Origin of the sequence: Marinobacter sp. LQ44, from assembly GCF_001447155.2 — a bacterium.
Lineage (GTDB): Bacteria > Pseudomonadota > Gammaproteobacteria > Pseudomonadales > Oleiphilaceae > Marinobacter.
Genome location: NZ_CP014754.1, coordinates 3,730,896 through 3,747,966, shown reverse-complemented (window position 1 = coordinate 3,747,966; position 17,071 = coordinate 3,730,896). Strand labels below are relative to the sequence as shown.

Here is a 17,071-nt window from a genome sequence, read left to right as displayed (position 1 = left end):
TCCTGCCAGAAAAACACGCCCCACCTCCCGCCGACTCAACCTTGTTGGAAAGGAAGCGTAGTTCGTGACCTGGCGGTTGAGTTTGACGCCACTTATCGTGCAATCACTTTGTACACCGGGCGTAGTCGGGGTATTTGTTTAAGGACTACCTGGATGACGGTCATGAGCGGCACCGCCAGCAGAACGCCCACCGGGCCCCAGAGCCAGCCCCAGAAGAAGATGGATACGAAGATGATGACCGGGTTGATGGCCATGCGAAAGCCGTGAATCCAGGGTTCCAGGAAAAAGCCAACAATGGTGGTCAGCAGGATAAAACTCAGCGGCGCGATGGCCATCATCCAAAGCGTATCCAGAGTAATGGCGGAAACCACCGCCAGCAGTGCAATCGTGAGCATATTGCCGAGATAGGGTATAAACCGGGCGAGGCCAGCGATCAGGCCCCACATGGCTGGGTCTGGCAAACCGATGGCCCAACAGATAAGCCCGGTAAGCACGCCAACGGATAGGTTACTCAACCCCAGCACGGCGAGATACTGGGCAATCTGTTGCTGGGAGTCGTGGGTGATTCTCAGAACAGTCTTGCGCTGCGGCCGTGGCAGCTGTTTGACAAAGTTAAAGATCAACCTGTCACCGCTCACCAGCAGGAAATAGGTTAGCGCCAGTGCCAACGCCAGGCCCGCCACACCGTTGCGGGCTTTGGACATCAGCTGGCTCCGCCAGGATTCCGTTTGCAGGACGACCGTTGTGGGCTTCGACTGGTCATTCTTCGACAGCTCATCCACGGACTTTTCCACCTGCTCCGCTGACTGGCTGACCTTATCGAGCTGGCGCATGATTTCGCTGTCACCCACCAACAGCCTGGACATGCCCTCAGGTGCTTTCTGGGCCCACTCAAGGGCCGGGGTTGCAACGGCAGCGCCAATACCCACGATACCTGCAAGCACAACCAACACCAGTACCAGCGAGCTCACCACCTTTGGCAACCGCCAATTCAGGTAGGCTTTCTTCACCAACGGTGAGAGCAGCAAACTGGTCAGCACCGCCAGAACAATAGGCAGGATAATTTGGTGAGCAAGATAGAGTGTGTACAGGATGCCCAGGATAAACAGGCCATAGATCGGCGTAGAGAGCTCAGCCAGCAAGCTCTTCCCGGAATGGTTTTCCGGAGAGCGGTTACCTGTTGGGGAATCATCCATGCTGTTTCAATACCTTCAGATCAGGATGGCGCCGTGTCATCGACAACGCCGGTTAGGCCCGCAGAAGCGGGTTGCACGTAGCTTGCTAGTGTAGCGTTCCAACATCTTGCTTGCATTATCAAACAATTACCTTTCGCCCGAGCACAAAACTGAACCGGGGGCATTGCCGACAGCGTATACAAAGGCACGAAGCCTGAGTTGAACCGGAGAACCAGATGCCACCGCGTTATGACACCCTTTTCTACGACGGACGCTGCCCACTATGCGCCAAGGAAATCCGCACGCTCAGAAAGTTACAACGTGGCGACCTGATCTTTGCCGATATCCACGAGCAGAATCCGCACAACGTACAGTTGCCAACACGTGAGGAACTGCTCAAGCGGCTGCACCTAATGACCTGGAACGGCGAATGGGTGATCGGCTTGCCGGCCAATGTTCGTGCCTGGTCTCACACGCCGTTTGGCTGGTTGCTCAAGCCTCTGTTGTGGCCTGTTTTATATCCGCTCGCAAAACGGGTTTATGAAACCTGGGCAGATCGTCGGTTCGAAAAGAAGTATGCGTGTTCGGTTGGCCCATCGTGACCAGTATTTAATGCATTATGCATTGAACTTGAAATATTAACGCATGCATTATGCTCTACGATAAAAACAAAAGTCACAGAAGGAGCTACCATGCGTTTTTCCCTGAACACCGGTCCCTGCGCGCTTGCCGCCGCGATCGTTCTCTCTACCACACCGTTGCACACCCAGGCCAGTCTTCTCTCAGGGCTGCTCGGGACATCTTCAACAACGGAATCCACCAGCACAACCGCCAGCACAGAAAACACCATTGCCCAACGATACATAGTGACTGTCGACCCAACCCTGCCCTCACTTCTGGGTGTTGGTGGTGATCTGTCTGCCGGTATCCAGGCGCTATTAACTGCCGTTGGCGGCGGGAACATTCTGTTTCTGTATGAGAACGTGATGACCGGTGCAACAGTGCAGCTCACCCAAAGCCAGGCCGACCTGCTGCCCGCCCTGCCCGGAGTACTCGCAGTGGAGCCGGACACCTGGATGACAACGTCCTCCACGCAAACCCAACAGGATGCCACCTGGGGACTGGACCGGATTGACCAGACCACCCTGCCCCTGGACACCCAGTTTACCTACCCCACCGTTGCCGGGCAGGGTGTCAACGTTTATGTTCTGGATACCGGCATCCGAACCACCCATGCAGACTTTCAGGGCCGTGCCAGCGGCGTGAACTTCCACGATGACAGCGCCCTGGGCGGCCTGCCGTTAATTGGTGGCATCATCGATTTATTGCTGGGCGGGCTGATTCCCTTCGGTGATGAGGACACCATCGCAACCTACTCTGCCGAAGACTGTAACGGCCACGGTACCCATGTTGCCTCTACGGCAACCGGCTCGCTGTTCGGTGTCGCTAAGGAAAGCCAGGTGATCGGCCTGCGCGTGCTTGGCTGCAGCGGCTCTGGCGCCACCAGTGCCATCATCGAAGCACTGGACTGGATGGTAGAGAACGCCGAAAAGCCGGCCGTTGCCAACATGTCTCTGGGCGGTGGTAATTCAACGACACTGGACAACGCCGTTCGCGAAGTCGTGGCCTTCGGCATTCCAGTGGTGGTTGCGGCGGGTAACAGCAACGCCGATGCCTGCAGCGGTTCTCCCAACCGTGTAGCAGAAGCCGTGACCGTAGGTTCTACCGACAACCAGGACCGTCGCAGCAGCTTCTCCAATCACGGTTCCTGCGTGGACATCATGGCGCCAGGCACAGACATCACCGCCGCATGGCACACCGGCGATACCGCCTTTAACACCATCAGCGGCACCTCTATGGCCTCTCCCCACGTGGCAGGAGCCGCCGCGTTGCTGCTCAGCCTGAACCCAGGACTGACACCGGAACAGGTTGCCCAGACGCTCCGCAACCAGGCAAGCCAGAACCAGCTGACCAACCTGAACGGGTCACCGAATTTGCTGGTGAATGTGAACCCTTGAGGTAGAGAGCCCGCCAGGTCCTTTGGCTGGCGGGCGTTACTGCAGTTTTGTGCGATGGAGCAGGGTTCACCGGGATAGCGACAGTACACCTACGCCAACTGGCTGATCTCTGCCCCTTCCGGAATCAGAGACGGCGTCTGTGGCTCCCGGCCCTTAAGCATATTCGCGAGGCGCCGCTCACGTACCGTATGAACGGAAGGGTCAAGCCTCAGAACTTTCAGCGGCAGCGGATCCCCTTCCCTGAGTTTATCGAACAGCTCAGCCTTATTCAGATAGAAAGCGCCACTGCAATTTTTGCCGTTAAACTGAAAATCAAACTCAACCAACAGATTGCACTGGTAGTGTCCCTCGTCCAATGGCCGGTTGTGTTTGTCATACTCCTGATGAAACTGGCAGTCCGCCTCTTTTCTGGTCAGAACGCCATCCACCTCCACGCCGTGCTTACGCAACAGTGCCTGTTCGTAGTAATAGCCGATGCTTGAGTACGTGGCGACAAATGAGAAAACGAACAAGGCCAAACCGATCAGCGCGAAAAAGGCCCCGAAGATCATGGCGCCCCATTCGCCAAAGCCAGAGTAGAAAACGCCTCCTCCTACAATACCGAAACAAAGCCCCATGCCCAGTAAAGTGAAAAAATCACCGAGATTATCTTTGACTGCTGACCGCAGAAGCGTCCAGTCGGTGGTGCCTTTTCTACGCATTTTCCTCTCCGTCGGGACCGAAAAAACTAACCGGCTAACTTGGGCAGAAATGACGTGTTCACCCAGTAACGTTTGAGGTTGGATTCATCAACCAGAACCGGCACGGTCTCCTGATTAATGTGGTCGCTGGGATCAAACCACAGGTTGTCGCTTCGAAACACATGCAGCTCCCCGGTTTGCGGGTGTTGCCACTGGCAGACAATGCGAAAAGGATTCCGGCCGTTGACCGTGAGGCTGGTGTTCTGCTCAACCGACGCAAACTTTGCGAGTACTTCGGTGCCATGCTGTTCCAGGTAGGCTTTTGATCGCCCCTTCAGAACACCAAACAGCACCATCCCGCCACCGACCAACGCAAACACCAGGCCGAGCCCGCCAACGATCAATGACATCCCCCACAGGGAAAAGAAACTGTTGATCTGCGCGTTCTCCGGCGCTGAGGGCTCATACAACACAGAAACCCGCTCACCGCGCCTGAAGGAGGGAGGGTTTGAACCGGAACGGGACTGAAACTCAATCTCTCGGCCACTGGCATCCTGAAATGCCACGACCGGATAGTAGCTACTGGAATCACTGGAGCGGGAATATACAAGCTCAGTCACTATCCCGCTGGTTTCGGTAGCCCGATCGATAAAGGCAGAGGTGCTGTTGTAGCTGGCAAAAGCGCCGAACAGCATGGCTACGCCGATGAGGGTGAAAGTGTACTTTAGGATTTTCAGGGTTTTCATTTTTTCGTTCCTTGAAATTGTTTGCTTCCGTGTTTCGAGCGGGCTTTTGATAAAACCTTAGCGTGAAACCGGCGAGATTATACCGCGCCCCCAGCAGAAATGGAGGAAATGGGTAATAATCGCGTCACATCATTATAAAAAGTCTCCCTATCCGAATATGAGGTTTTCTTCATAGAGCTTAGGTACTGATTCCGTTAGTATATCCCCACGTTAAAGTAAAATGGCGGAAAGGAAGCCGACCGCATGCCGATATCTCGATATTTCATACACTTTCTCCCTGTCGCATTAATCACCTCTACAAACTTGGCTGGTTGTAGCGGATATTCCGACTCAAAAAAAGACGATATGGTTCACAGGCAAATGGAGGCCATGGTCTTTGTTGAAGGTGGCGCATTCATGATGGGCAACCCTGGTGGCTGGGCAATGGGTGCGGATACCATTCCCGCTCATGAAGTGGTGTTGGATGACTTCTTTATCCAGAAGTATGAGGTGACTCAAGGAGATTACGAGATATTTTTAGAAGCATCCGGCCACTCTATGAAAGCTCGCTTCTACGACGACAAACGCAACGAATCCCCAGAACGTTTCAGCGCAGAGCTTCCCGCCCCAGTATCATGGCACGATGCAAAAGCTTTCTGCCTTTGGCTCGGAGAACAGTTTAACCAACCCGTTGACTTACCGACAGAAGCTCAGTGGGAGTACGCGGCGCGCTCTGGCGGAAAACCTGTTCGGCACGCTACAGATAATGGAGAAATAGAACCGGGACGTAACGTCAGCATTGCAAGCGGCCCAAAAGCAGCGCTCTACGGTGATAAACGAACAATGCCGGATGCTCCCGGTCGTTATCCCCCTAACCCAGCTGGATTGCATGACATGACCGGCAATGCTGCAGAATGGGTCAACGACTACTATGCACCAGACTATTATCAGAACTCCGAGCGGATGAACCCACAGGGTCCAGAGTCAGGAGAGCCTGTCACTATCGCGCCAGGCCTCCAAGAACCTGAAAGGGTAATGCGAGGAGGTGACTACCAAGGCCCCATCATCAATAGCTCAACAGTGTCTCGCAGAGTGGTTCCAGAGTCGAGCATGCCCCTGAGTAGTGGATTCCGTTGCGTAAAAAACTAGACTCCGGGATCATCATTCGAGACTATTGGCAAGAGGCTGTAAACCAAATTGTGTAACTGCCCACGACTGAGTAATCTTTTCAAAAGGATACCATCGTGGGTACACAAGTGGATCAAGAAAAACTCAAAGCCATGGCCGCCGAGCTGGCCAAGGACATCAAGTCCGAAAGAGATCTCGGAGCCCTCACTCAACAGCTGGTCAAGCTTACGGTCGAGACCGCCCTCAACGCCGAACTGGACGCACATCTCGGATACGAGAAGCACGCGCCCGAAGGCCGTGGCACCGGCAACAGCCGTAATGGCTATTCTGCCAAACGCCTGAAGGGTCAGCACGGCGAAGTACCGATAGAGGCCCCTCGTGACCGGGACGGTTCCTTCGAGCCTCAGTTCGTCCGCAAAGGCCAGTCCCGCCTAACCCAGATGGATGACCAGATCCTGGCGCTATACGCCAAGGGCCTGAGCACCCGGGATATCGTGGATGCCTTCAAGGAAATGTACGACGCGGACATCTCGGCCACTCTGGTATCCAAAGTGACGGAGCGGGTGATCGAGCAGGTTCAGGAGTGGCAGAACCGTCCGCTGGATCCGATCTATCCCATCGTCTATCTGGACTGCATCGTGCTGAAGATCCGCGACAACAAGCGGGTCATCAACAAGTCCCTATACCTGGCCCTGGGCATCAACATGGACGGCCAGAACGAGTTGCTGGGTCTCTGGCTGGCCGAGACCGAGGGTGCGAAGTTCTGGCTGTCGGTACTCACCGAACTGAAGAACCGTGGCCTGGAGGACATCCTGATCGCTTGCGTGGACGGTCTCAAGGGCTTCCCGGATGCCATTGCCGCTGAGTACCCGCAGACCAAGGTACAGCTGTGCATCGTGCACATGGTTCGCAACTCACTGCGTTATGTGTCCTGGAAGGACTACAAGGCCGTTACGACCGATCTGAAGCAGATCTATCAGTCCGCCACGGAACATGAAGCCCGGCAGGCACTGGAGGCCTTTGGAGAGCGCTGGGACAGCCAATACCCACAGATCTCTCGTTCCTGGCAAAGCCACTGGGATAACCTGATCACCATCTTCGAGTACCCGCCGGCGATCCGGAAAGTGATCTACACCACCAATGCCATTGAGTCGCTGAACAGCGGAGTCTGTCAACGTAGATGTCGCGTTTAAGTCATCAGCTCTTTAACAATTTACCGCCTTTTCCGGATTCAGGGTGACTGACTCCGGCAAGCTGAAGTTTCGGATATCACCAGACCAGCGACGCGGGTTCTCGGCTTTCGCCGCTTCAATAACCTGCTTTCGCTGGGCGAGGATCTGATCAGCTTTGCCCGTATGGCGTTGCTGGGGTGTTACGTAGTTCAAGGCGCTGTGCCGGTGCTCGGTGTTGTACCAACGTACGAACGCCAGTACCCATTTGCGGGCCTCCTCAATGGTTCTGAAGCCGTTTGTCGGGAACCCCGGACGGAACTTCAGGGTTTTGAACAACGACTCCGAGTAGGCATTGTCGTTACTAACCCGGGGCCGACTGTTCGAGGGTGTAATGCCCAGATCGTACAGTTTCTCCAGGAAGGTTGAGGCCTTCATGGGGCTGCCGTTGTCGGAGTGCAGCACCAGAGGCTTCTCCTTCGTCGCCAGGTGCTCACGCCAGTAGGCTTTTTCGATGAAGTCACTGGCAAGCTCACCGGTTTCACCGTGATAGACCTCGTGCCCCACGATCTTGCGGCTGTATACGTCCAGCATCAGGTACAGATAGAACCAGGTGCCTTTTGCTGGCCCCGGTAGCCAGGAGATGTCCCACGACCACAGCTGGTTCGGTTCTGTGGCCTTGTGTGTGGTTGCCCTGCGCTTGCTCTGGGGCGCTTTTTGCCGACCTCTGGGATGTACTTGATCCCTCTCCCGCAATACTCGGTAGAAGGTGGATTCCGAGGCAAGGTAGCGGCCCTGATCCAGCTGATCCGCAACGATGAAGGCCGGCGGACAGCTTCGATATTCCTTCTGGTTGCACAGTGAGATCACGGCCTGACGCTCCTCCTCCGAGAGTTTGTTGGTGGGCGCCGGCCTGGGCACCACCGGGCGTTGATCAGCGCTGACAGCCTTGTCTGCCGTCCAGCGCTGATAGGTGCGTATACTCAGGTTCAGCAAGGCGTAAGCCTTGTCCAGCCGGGCTCCGTTACCCTGAGCTTCTTGGATCAGGGTAACTGCCTGCTGGCGATCCGGGAGGCTGGTCATTCGTCCTCGTCTTTGGGGCCCCAGATCGCCTCGGCTTTTTTTGACAGCGTCAGCAGTGCAGCCGTTTCTGCCAGAGCTTTTTCCTTGCGTCGCAACTCGGCTTCGAGTTTTTTGACTCGCTTTTTCTCAGCCTTAGCCGCTTGCCGATTCTGCTTGGCCTGTTCATCAGACAGGGCATTGGCGCCCATGCAGGCGGCTTTCCAAGATTCGACTTGTTCCGGGTAAAGGCCGTTCCTACGGCAATATTCACTGAGTTCCGCCTCCGTCATCGGGGCGGTCTCCAGAACAATGCGGAATTTCTCTTCGCTACTCCACTTGTCGGGATGAGCTGAATTCGATGGCAAAACGGCACCTCGTGCTCTGGCGGCTTTACGCCAATTGTACAAGGTTGCGGTACTGATGCCTTCCTGGCTGGCCAACTCGGCAACAGTCAGGCTGTGAGGTGGAGCCATCTTCTGGAGAATGGCTTCTTTACGTTCCGGTGAATAATGGGGCATGGTTGTCCTCTGAAATAATCAGGCGACAACTACGCTGACACATAGGGCACCCCAAATACCAATTAACTGCTTCACTTTTCAGCTTCAAACGATCGACTTTGTTGATAGAAGAACTACCTTGGCAGAGTTTTCCGCATCCGCTCGTGAAGCTCGTCCAGCTCCTTCTGCTTTTGCGCCATGTAGTCTTCTTCGATATCGATCAGTCGGGATGTTGGGCCGTTAGGATCCAGGCGTTCCTGTACCACGTCTGGCCAGTGCTTCAGGCTTCTGGTCCTGTCGATTTTTTGTATGCAAAACTCACCAAAGGCAACAGGAAAGAAGAAATATGAACCAAACCAATAAATAATTGCAGTCCCAGAAATACCCTCTCCCTCTTGCCTTTCTTTACTGAGAAGTTTTCTACCTTCGAGCAACTGGTCAAGAGATGAGACAGCACTGGACGCCAAGCCCTTTTCGATGAAGGAATTTCTGTTTTCGGTTCTTCTACCATTCTCATCAAACCAAGGGCCGATCGTCATGAAACATCTCAAATACTCCCAAATACCCACCAAAGTACGCATTCGTTTTCCCGCGGGAATCCCTGATAGGTTCAGTACAATTCGGTTATCGGGAGCACCAAATTTCCGGAGAATAATCTCCAGATTACCATGGACGATTGATCCCGAATATTGATTCACTATACTGTATTCATAGGCAACGGCCTCAATGCCATCCCAAGTTGCATAGTACAAGTCGCCCTGCATATCATAATAAACTTCTTGAGTCCGTCGATTAAAGACGATCGGTAGTGATGGGGGGCGACTCGTTTCCCACGCCATCGGAACGGCAATTGTTAAGAGGGATATAAACAAAAACCACCAGTCCCCACTTAAGATCTCACCAAAAAAACCAATAAACAGGAAAAGAATAATTCCATACCCACCAATAAGGAATCCAAAGCCGGTGAGCGTTCCCTTTGCTTCGGAGCTAGCGGTTCGCAATGTCAGGCAAACATTATTCTGTGACTCTATTAGGCCTGGGTGAGATGGTAAAAACCCGCTACTTGAATCTCCGTTCAACAACAGAGCATTGTCGTTACCTCCGATCTTCTTCATCACCATATCTAAAAGCTTTTTCGCGTTTTCAATCACCAGATATCAACCTTTACCGGAGGCATTTCCAGACCGGGTTGGGGGCGATATGTCAGTTCCCCCTGAAGCCCAAAGATCTGGTCATCATCGTGATAAACCTTTCTGTATGTTGCTGTGGCTGCGGCGTTATGAACCCTTGTCCCTTCATGAAGAGTGAAATCAGCGCCAGACCAAGTCACAGGTGTTCGCTTTGGCTGAAGTATGTGCTCTCTTTCCTCCGCATCAAATACCGATCGCAATTGCTGCTCTACCCACGCCAAAGACCGGTAACCAACGCCGTTCCTCAACTCATCTCCTGAAAAGTAAATCGTTTCAGGGCGCAATGCCCTTTGCCCTGGAAGCTCAAGTATTAACCAGCAATCCTGCATATGGATCCCCGTGCGTGGATTTAACCTTGGAACCCTCTCCAGCTTGAGTTTGATGGGGAAAATAGCCGCATACAACCGCTCCATTTCATCGCGGTAGTTACCAGCCCATCCAGCAGGCTTTACTCCAAACCGGGTGTTGGCCAGCCATCGTTCAAGCGGGGTATTCTGAACATAATGTCGGGCGACTAAGCCTCCGATTAATGATGCAGTCAAACCCACTGAAAGTGCCGTGTACCACCCTCCAAGCCGGGACACACCCCGCACGGCCGTAGCCGTTTCAAACGCCAACGCCGCAGCCCTCGCCTCTCGGTAAGCTCTGAAAGCTCTGACACTCAGCGCCAGCTGGCCAACGGAGACGCCCATCAAGCCCGCCTCAAGGGCAGCAGTATCGAAATCACCCGTACGATAAGACTCTATTGCCTGCGAACCAAAAATTATAATATCCAGCGCAGCAGTTGCAGCAGTCGCAAATGCAGCCCGCGCGCCCAGCCTGTGACTATCGGCTTCTGGATTAGCCAATAAAGAACGTCCCTGCTGCCAATTGATTTCAGCAATTCGGTGCTGTAGTGATGCATAGGCAGCACCAAACCCCGTCATACCGCCAACAACTTTGGCAAAGCCTTCGACATTACGATTCTGACTGTCGGTTAAAGCTACGAACGAAGACGCCATATTAATTCCAGTCAAAACAACCAGAATCGAACGCAACGGTGCCTTTTCTAAAGCGTCCCTCAGGCCATAAGGATTCCCTTTGAAATACTGTCCCGCATTTGCAGATACTGCTCTAATTATGGGCACTTTACGCGCATCGGCATCCGGAGGGCTGAGAGGCGACACTGCGTTTCCGCCATTTTTTGCCGCCTCACTCAACCATTGATTAGACTGAACAGCGCTCACGCTCTCCACCGCCAATGACTGACCAGTTCGAGCTAGCCCCGAAACCAGGAATCCGCTTCCTAAAAGTGATATTCGGTTTGGAAACCCTCTCAACTCCACCGCAGCGACAGGCGAAACAGCATTGAATAATAATTGTATCGGAGGCGTCGGCGCTCTGGCGACAAGACCGGAAATCTTGGAATTAATCGCGGCAACAAGCGCTGTCGCGGCTTTCGAAAGATCTTCTATGGAGTCGTTCGCCATATCTCCGACTTCAACGAGCTTCTCGATTTCTCCGAGGGACAGGCGCTCTCTTACCCCAAGCAGCGCATTCCAGAACCACTGGGCACCCTCGCCCTGTATGTCGGCCAGACGACCAATCGCACCAGCGCCTTTGCTGAAGTAAGATGGGCCTAACAGAGCAAGGCCAAATTTCTCTTGTAAAATGGTGTGGTGGTCTTCTTTGGCGAGATCAAGGCTCTCACAAGAACTTGCCAGTGTTTCAGGACCGTTTGCACATTCGAGCGTCTCCATCCACCGAATCCAGGAATCGAGCAACCCTCCAACAACTTCTTCAAAATGGGATTGAGACGAATCTGACTCACGCCAGGCCCTCTGCAATTTGGGCAGCTCAACGAGCTCAGGAAGCTTTGCCTCAAGCTGACTGTCCGTTTCGTATAGATCCCTGATTGTCTTGGCAAGGCTCCACTCCCCACCGAACCGAGCTCGCAACCGCTCCTGATTGTCGTGGGCGAGCCGAACCAAAGCGGCCAGATCCTCTGTCACGCCCCAAGGGTCATCAACAACCCCCATTATCCGCTGATCAAACCTCCTCGTGGCACGTTCGATTTGAGGCCAATGCGGAATCGTTGGCGTTAACCCTGACCAATCGAAGTCTTCGATATTAGCGACTTCCGGCAGGCTATAAAACGTCTGTTCATCAAGCCCCTGACAGTGCGGTGAGCTTCCCGGGATCATTCTTCTCATGAATTTCTCACGCTGATCCGACTCATTCACAATCATGTCAAAATGAGCATCAGACCACTGGTTTTCGCTCCAGGCAATATCGACCGGCTCTCCCGAGGGAAGCGCTAAAAAAACCGACGTTCTGGAATCGATAACCTCTCCGCCCCGGCTCGTTTCCTGAATATGGGAATTCGTCACCGAGTACTCGATCAAGCGATCATCATAGCTGCTCCACACATATAACCAGCCGTCTCTCAACAAGCGAGGAACCAATCCAAGCACTCGATCCTGCAGGCGCGTATACCGCTCAAAGTTAGGAAAAAGCTCTGGCAGGTCAGGTATCTCCAATCCAGCTAGCAAATCGCCTTCATAGTTCAAAGGACCAATGGCGTATCGTAGGGGCACAAAAGCTGTCATTAGTGGACAGGTTGCACAATAAGTCATAACACTTCCCTGTGTTTTAGATCGTTTGACGAATCCAGTGCAGATAATAGATCCGAGCCGAAATGGAAGTGAGGCACCACTTTTTGTGAGAAGAGCGCCCGCTCATCCGAAGCATTGCCCTTCGAGGCCCGTGTTGGTTGGTATCTTGTGATCAATGCTGTTTCAGATTGAAAAAAAATAGAGTCAACACCCGACCAGAATTGCGGAGGGAAATGACCGTCAGCCTCAGCCAATCTTGAAACTACCCTGGCATCACCGAGCCTCAACCAAGCCAACAACTCTCCGGGCATAATCACTTGCACTCGTGCCCTCAGAAAATCCAATAAACCCATCTCATCATAAGATGTGTGATACACCGCTGCTCTTCTCATTATGGGATGATTGTCTTCCCATAACGTCTTAAGAACACTGCTAGCTCTCAGATCCGCAATCATCGGACCCAAAGCAGACACACCATCATATACACCATCCTTCAATACCATGAGAGGACATACATCTAACCCCAATTCGTACCAGCTTCGCAGCCCGTGCTTAGAACATGCGCCGTCAAAAACCAAAAACATATGCTCGGCCGGTGGTAAGGGCTGAAGGCTTTCGCTAACCGCTGAGGCTTGAAGCATCATGAAAGTCCCTCCTTATCAGACCTTACAGAACAGACCTCCGAGAACACTTCTTCCTTTCTTGCGGCATTTCTAAAGCTCGCGGCTTGCTTCAGATCTGCCTCAATCGGCCTAACCTCATCCACCCTTAACGACAGAGCCTCAATGTCTGGCCGACCTCCGGCATCAGATATTTGGGGCCCTGTTGAGCTAATCGAGCCATCAGGTGTTAATGCATTTGGCAACAACGGCCCCTTCACCCCAACCCCACTACCACTCCCAGGCCCACCCCCGGAGTTCATCCGCACCAGCGGCCCGGAAATCGTCACCCCACTCGGGTCCACCTTCACAAAGCTGCCACCCGCTTTCAGCGTTACCTCGGCACCAGCTTCGATCACAATTTTCATACCGGCCTTGTGGTGGATTTCGGTGCCGGCTTCCACCAGCTGGTTCTTGCCCTGCTTGCTATGGTGGCTGCCGTTTACGGTGAGGCTGTAGTCGGCGCCGATGCTCTCGCGATGTTCGCCATCTGTGGTGTGGTGGCTGTTGCCTTGGGTGTGGCTGAAGCGGTTGTTTTCCACCGTCAGGTGGCTGTCGTTCTTGATAACTTCCGTGCGGTTGTTTTCCGTCAGCAGGTCCAGGTCTTTCTGGGCGTGGAGGTAGATCTGTTCCTGGTCCGCTTCGTCTTCAAATCTGAGTTCGTTGCTGCCTTCGCCCTTGTGGGTTTTGGTTTTCAGAGTGGTTCTTGTTTTGTGTTCCGGCAGCGCGTAGGGCGGTGTGTTGGTGGCGTGGTAAGTCCTGCCGGTAATAATGGGCTGGTCCGGGTCGCCGTCCAGGAAAGAGACAATCACTTCGTTGCCGATTCTGGGCAAGGCCATAAAGCCGTATTGGCCACCGGCCCAACCTTGGGCGACGCGTAACCAGGCGCTGCTGTGTTCATCATTTTTTGAGTAGCGGTCCCAGGGGAATCTTACTTTCACTCGTCCATACTGGTCGCAGTGAATCTCTTCACCCTCGGGGCCGGTGACGATGGCCATCTGGGGGCCGTCCATCATCGGCTTGTGTTCACACAGGGGCCGCCAGGTTTTGTCGGCCGGGATGGCGGTGAAGTCGTTGTGGTAGCTGGTGGGTTCGCTGCCACCCTCTTCTTCCATGGCCTGGGGCTGTTTGCCGGTGTGGGTGATGGCGGTGAGCAGCCATTCCCGGTTCAGGCTCTGGCTGTCGTGGTCCTGCAGTTCCACTTTGGCGCCGGGGGTAAAGTCCGGGCGGTTGCTTTCGCCCTTGGCCAGGGAGGCGTCGTTTCTCAGGGCGTCCAGTCTGGCCTGGGTGAAAGGCTGGCCACTGGCGTCGGCTTTGTAGCGGCCGGGGTAGTCGTAGTGTTGGTAGTCTTCTCGGTGGTTCACACCGCCAGCATTGTGCTCGTGCATCAGGGCGTAGGCGGGGTTCTTGAAGGTGTAGTCCTTCATGGCTACGGAGGCGGCTTTGATGCGTTCTTCGTAGGCGAAGCTGAATACACAGGCCTGTTTGCTGCTGCCGCCGGCCTGGGTGTTGCAGGGCACCGGGTCCAGTTTCGGGGCGTCGCCGTGGTGGTCGGCGATGATTAACGCCGGTTGTTCTTCTCCATCCACGCTGCCGTGCTGGTAGCGGTAGTGCCAGCCTTCTTCGGCGGCCAGGCGGTTGATGAACTGCAGGTCGCTTTCCCGGTGCTGGACGCAGTATTCCCGCTCTTCCGGGGGGCGCTTGAAGTCAAAGACCGTATCAATGATGCCCCGCTCTTCCAGCAGGGTGCGCACGATGGCATCGGTGGTCTGGGTCTGGAAGATGCGGCTATTGTGCATCAGGCCCAGGCGCCAGGCCGGGGGCTGGATGACCACTTGATAGGCGGTGCGGCGGTGGCCGGTGTTGCCGCGGACGAATTCGTTCACCACGCCGGTGAAGCGCCGCAGGGGTTGGCCGTCTTGCCACACCACCAGGTCCACCGGTTGTTCCAGGATATCCGCCGCCTGCACGTCCGGGTCAGTACTGGCCAGATGCACTCGACCCTGAAACAGCTGGGAGAGGCTTTCGGTCAGCGCGAAGCTGGCGACAACAAAGTGATCTGAGGGGAATTCGCCTACACGGGCGGTGAACTGCAATCCGCTTGCCTGGGGCATGACTTCGGTCCCTGAAAATTAATGATGAACTGCTTACTCGTCCTGAGCGTGCATGAGTATAACCAGTGTGGATTGTAAGGCCAACCTTGCACCTGCCCACATCTGCGACTTTTGTTGAACTCTGTGAACGGTTACTCTTGTCCCAATGCCTACAACAAGAGAGCAACCATGGCTATGTACACCATTGAAATCAATGAGACTTTTAATGTCCCTCGCAAAAAGGTATTCGCCCTGTTTGCAGATCACCAGCGTTTCGGAAAAATGCTTGGCGCACCGGTCAAACGGATCAAAGACAGTGACCAGGCAGACCCGAACGGCCTGGGCTCTGTGCGCAAGATCGGCATCGGCCCCCTCTCACTGGAGGAAACCGTACTGAACTTCGAGCCCGATACGCTGATTGAGTATGCCATCACCAGCATGAGCCCGATCAAGAACCATCTGGGCAGGATTCGCTTTTCGGAGACTCCGGATGGCCAAACCCAGCTCAACTACACCATCACCTTTGAAGACATAGTGCCGTTTTCCGGGAAAGTGGTCAGCGTCGCTCTGGAGCAGGGCCTGCGCCGGGGCATCAAACGGGTCCCCAAGCTGGCCTGATGCCATGAGAGCCCCGGCCCGGGCAGCCGGCGTGACAAACCGTTACTTGATGAATATCAGATAATTGACCTGAGGCAACACTTCACATTTGTCAATTCTGTAACCTCCCGCGCAACTTGCAATATCCGGCCATCAGGGGGGCCTGACCGGGCTTCCTGATGGCACAACCAATCCTCTGCGGGAGAGCGAAATGGCGGCTGAACCGATTGTGCTTTTCGACAACGGACACCACAAGTGCCTGATGTTTGATTCACTGGTGACTGGCGAAGGCGTCCAGTCGAACCAGTTCCTGGTTGTCGATGGCAAACATGAAGCCCTGATTGATCCCGGCGGAGACCTCACTTACACGCCGCTCTCGGTAGCTGCTTCGAAGTATATGAACATCCGCGATATGGATTATGTTTTTGCGTCTCACCAGGACCCAGACATCATCGGCGCCATCGATCGCTGGATTGTTCACACTCGCGCCAAGATTGTGACTTCCAAGCTGTGGGCCAGATTCCTGCCGCATCTGGTGTCCAGCTATGTCACCAATCAGCTCAGCGGAAGCGTTTACGACCGCATCGTCAGCATTCCTGATGGCGGCGCCAATGTCCGGTTCGGTGACAGCTACCTTCAGTGCCTGCCTGCACACTTCATGCACTCCGTGGGCAACCTGCAGTTTTATGATCCGGTCTCCAAGATCCTGTTCTCAGGCGATCTTGGCGCCTCTATGGGCGGTGAAGATGACCACGAGCCGGTCAAGGATTTCGACAAGCACATCCCCAACATGATCGGTTTCCACCGGCGCTACATCGCCTCCAAGAAGGTGTGCGGCCTTTGGGCCAATATGGTTCGCGGCATGGATGTGGCTATGATCGTGCCCCAGCACGGCAAGCGTTTCGAGGGACCGGTGATGGTCGACCGCTTCCTGAACTGGGTCAGCGAGATGGACTGCGGGATTGATCTGGTTTCACAGGATAACTACCGACAGCCGGTGGAATACGTCTAATTCGCTCGGTTTATGGTTCCGTGAATCACGGCTGGCGCGCAGCCTGTGCTCGTGCCAGCCATTCATCGGCCAGATTGTCGTCTCTGGGCACACCCAGGCCCTGGCGATAGGCACTGGCCACTTCCTCCATGCCGATGGCATCGCCAGCTTCCGCGGCTTCCAGATACCACTGGAACGCCTTTTCCAGGTTCTTCTCGGTTCCTAGGCCGGCGGCATACATGTTGGCCACATTCAGCATACCCTGGCTGTTGCCCCGCTCAGCAAGCTCGCAGTATCGATCAAACGCTTCGTCGTATTGCCCCATTTTGTATACCGCATAGGCCTGCAACGTCTTGACCATATCCCGGGCTATGCGGGTTTGTTCATCATTTTCCTGGGCACTGATCCCCGTAACGGGAGCCAAAGCCATGGCAATGACCAGTAAAACCGTTGGCCGGACAACGTTCATAGCGACACTCCACCGAGACTGATA

Annotated in this window: 14 protein-coding genes and 1 pseudogene; 6 read left to right on the top strand and 9 right to left on the bottom strand. The window is 54.5% G+C overall.

What is annotated here, in order from left to right:
* Window positions 1-92: 92 nt before the first annotated feature.
* Window positions 93-1,196 (bottom strand): AI-2E family transporter, encoded by a 1,104-nt coding sequence (locus ASQ50_RS17210; protein WP_058091678.1) that lies wholly within the window; start codon window positions 1,194-1,196, stop codon window positions 93-95.
* Window positions 1,197-1,411: 215 nt separating this feature from the next.
* Between ASQ50_RS17210 and ASQ50_RS17205 the strand changes: the two genes are divergently transcribed.
* Together ASQ50_RS17205 and ASQ50_RS17200 are read left to right on the top strand one after the other, a co-directional pair.
* A complete protein-coding gene (locus tag ASQ50_RS17205) occupies window positions 1,412-1,777 on the top strand; it encodes a thiol-disulfide oxidoreductase DCC family protein (RefSeq protein WP_058091679.1) in 366 nt (121 codons plus the stop codon).
* A gap of 90 nt (window positions 1,778-1,867) precedes the next feature.
* Window positions 1,868-3,193, top strand: a complete 1,326-nt coding sequence (locus tag ASQ50_RS17200) for a S8 family peptidase (protein ID WP_058091680.1) — start codon at window positions 1,868-1,870, stop codon at window positions 3,191-3,193.
* Window positions 3,194-3,282: 89 nt separating this feature from the next.
* On the opposite strand, the gene ASQ50_RS17195 is transcribed toward ASQ50_RS17200, so the two are convergent.
* The gene (locus tag ASQ50_RS17195; protein ID WP_058091681.1) at window positions 3,283-3,894 is read right to left on the bottom strand and encodes a hypothetical protein; all 612 of its coding nucleotides are present in this window, start codon (window positions 3,892-3,894) and stop codon (window positions 3,283-3,285) included.
* A 26-nt stretch (window positions 3,895-3,920) separates the two neighbouring features.
* Complete coding sequence (locus ASQ50_RS17190) at window positions 3,921-4,619, bottom strand: DUF3592 domain-containing protein (protein ID WP_058091682.1); 699 nt, start codon at window positions 4,617-4,619, stop codon at window positions 3,921-3,923.
* A 243-nt stretch (window positions 4,620-4,862) separates the two neighbouring features.
* On the opposite strand from ASQ50_RS17190, the gene ASQ50_RS17185 reads away from it, so the two are divergent.
* Both ASQ50_RS17185 and ASQ50_RS17180 read left to right on the top strand, forming a co-directional pair.
* The gene (locus ASQ50_RS17185; RefSeq protein WP_058091683.1) at window positions 4,863-5,747 is read left to right on the top strand and encodes a formylglycine-generating enzyme family protein; all 885 of its coding nucleotides are present in this window, start codon (window positions 4,863-4,865) and stop codon (window positions 5,745-5,747) included.
* Between the two features lie 107 nt (window positions 5,748-5,854).
* Window positions 5,855-6,889: pseudogene (locus ASQ50_RS17180) on the top strand (IS256 family transposase); the annotation flags it as partial.
* A gap of 42 nt (window positions 6,890-6,931) precedes the next feature.
* Here the strand turns inward: ASQ50_RS17180 and ASQ50_RS17175 are convergent.
* The 5 genes from ASQ50_RS17175 to ASQ50_RS17150 all read right to left on the bottom strand — a co-directional run bounded on the left by ASQ50_RS17175 (window position 6,932) and on the right by ASQ50_RS17150 (window position 15,011).
* Window positions 6,932-8,475 (bottom strand): IS3 family transposase gene (locus tag ASQ50_RS17175; RefSeq protein ID WP_156510031.1). Its coding sequence is split into 2 segments (ribosomal slippage): window positions 6,932-8,004 and window positions 8,004-8,475, totalling 1,545 coding nucleotides; the frame shifts between segments, so codons are not numbered across the junction.
* Between the two features lie 113 nt (window positions 8,476-8,588).
* The gene (locus ASQ50_RS17165) at window positions 8,589-9,605 is read right to left on the bottom strand and encodes a hypothetical protein (RefSeq protein WP_058091686.1); all 1,017 of its coding nucleotides are present in this window, start codon (window positions 9,603-9,605) and stop codon (window positions 8,589-8,591) included.
* Entirely contained in the window at window positions 9,602-12,259 is a 2,658-nt protein-coding gene (locus ASQ50_RS17160) for a toxin VasX (protein WP_058091687.1), read from the bottom strand. The genes ASQ50_RS17165 and ASQ50_RS17160 overlap by 4 nt, the downstream gene beginning before the upstream one ends.
* The gene (locus tag ASQ50_RS17155; RefSeq protein WP_058091688.1) at window positions 12,256-12,882 is read right to left on the bottom strand and encodes a DUF4123 domain-containing protein; all 627 of its coding nucleotides are present in this window, start codon (window positions 12,880-12,882) and stop codon (window positions 12,256-12,258) included. The genes ASQ50_RS17160 and ASQ50_RS17155 overlap by 4 nt, the downstream gene beginning before the upstream one ends.
* Window positions 12,879-15,011, bottom strand: a complete 2,133-nt coding sequence (locus tag ASQ50_RS17150) for a type VI secretion system Vgr family protein (protein ID WP_058091689.1) — start codon at window positions 15,009-15,011, stop codon at window positions 12,879-12,881. Before ASQ50_RS17150 ends, ASQ50_RS17155 begins: the two co-directional genes overlap by 4 nt.
* A 168-nt stretch (window positions 15,012-15,179) precedes the next feature.
* Here ASQ50_RS17150 and ASQ50_RS17145 point away from each other — a divergent pair, with 168 nt between their 5' ends.
* Both ASQ50_RS17145 and ASQ50_RS17140 read left to right on the top strand, forming a co-directional pair.
* Window positions 15,180-15,608 (top strand): SRPBCC family protein, encoded by a 429-nt coding sequence (locus ASQ50_RS17145; protein WP_058091690.1) that lies wholly within the window; start codon window positions 15,180-15,182, stop codon window positions 15,606-15,608.
* 190 nt (window positions 15,609-15,798) lie between these two features.
* Window positions 15,799-16,599 carry an MBL fold metallo-hydrolase gene (locus ASQ50_RS17140; protein ID WP_058091691.1) on the top strand — a complete coding sequence of 267 codons (801 nt, stop codon included), beginning with the start codon at window positions 15,799-15,801 and terminating at the stop codon, window positions 16,597-16,599.
* Between the two features lie 25 nt (window positions 16,600-16,624).
* On the opposite strand, the gene ASQ50_RS17135 is transcribed toward ASQ50_RS17140, so the two are convergent.
* Window positions 16,625-17,047, bottom strand: a complete 423-nt coding sequence (locus ASQ50_RS17135; protein ID WP_058091692.1) for a tetratricopeptide repeat protein — start codon at window positions 17,045-17,047, stop codon at window positions 16,625-16,627.
* Between the last annotated feature and the right edge of the window lie 24 nt (window positions 17,048-17,071).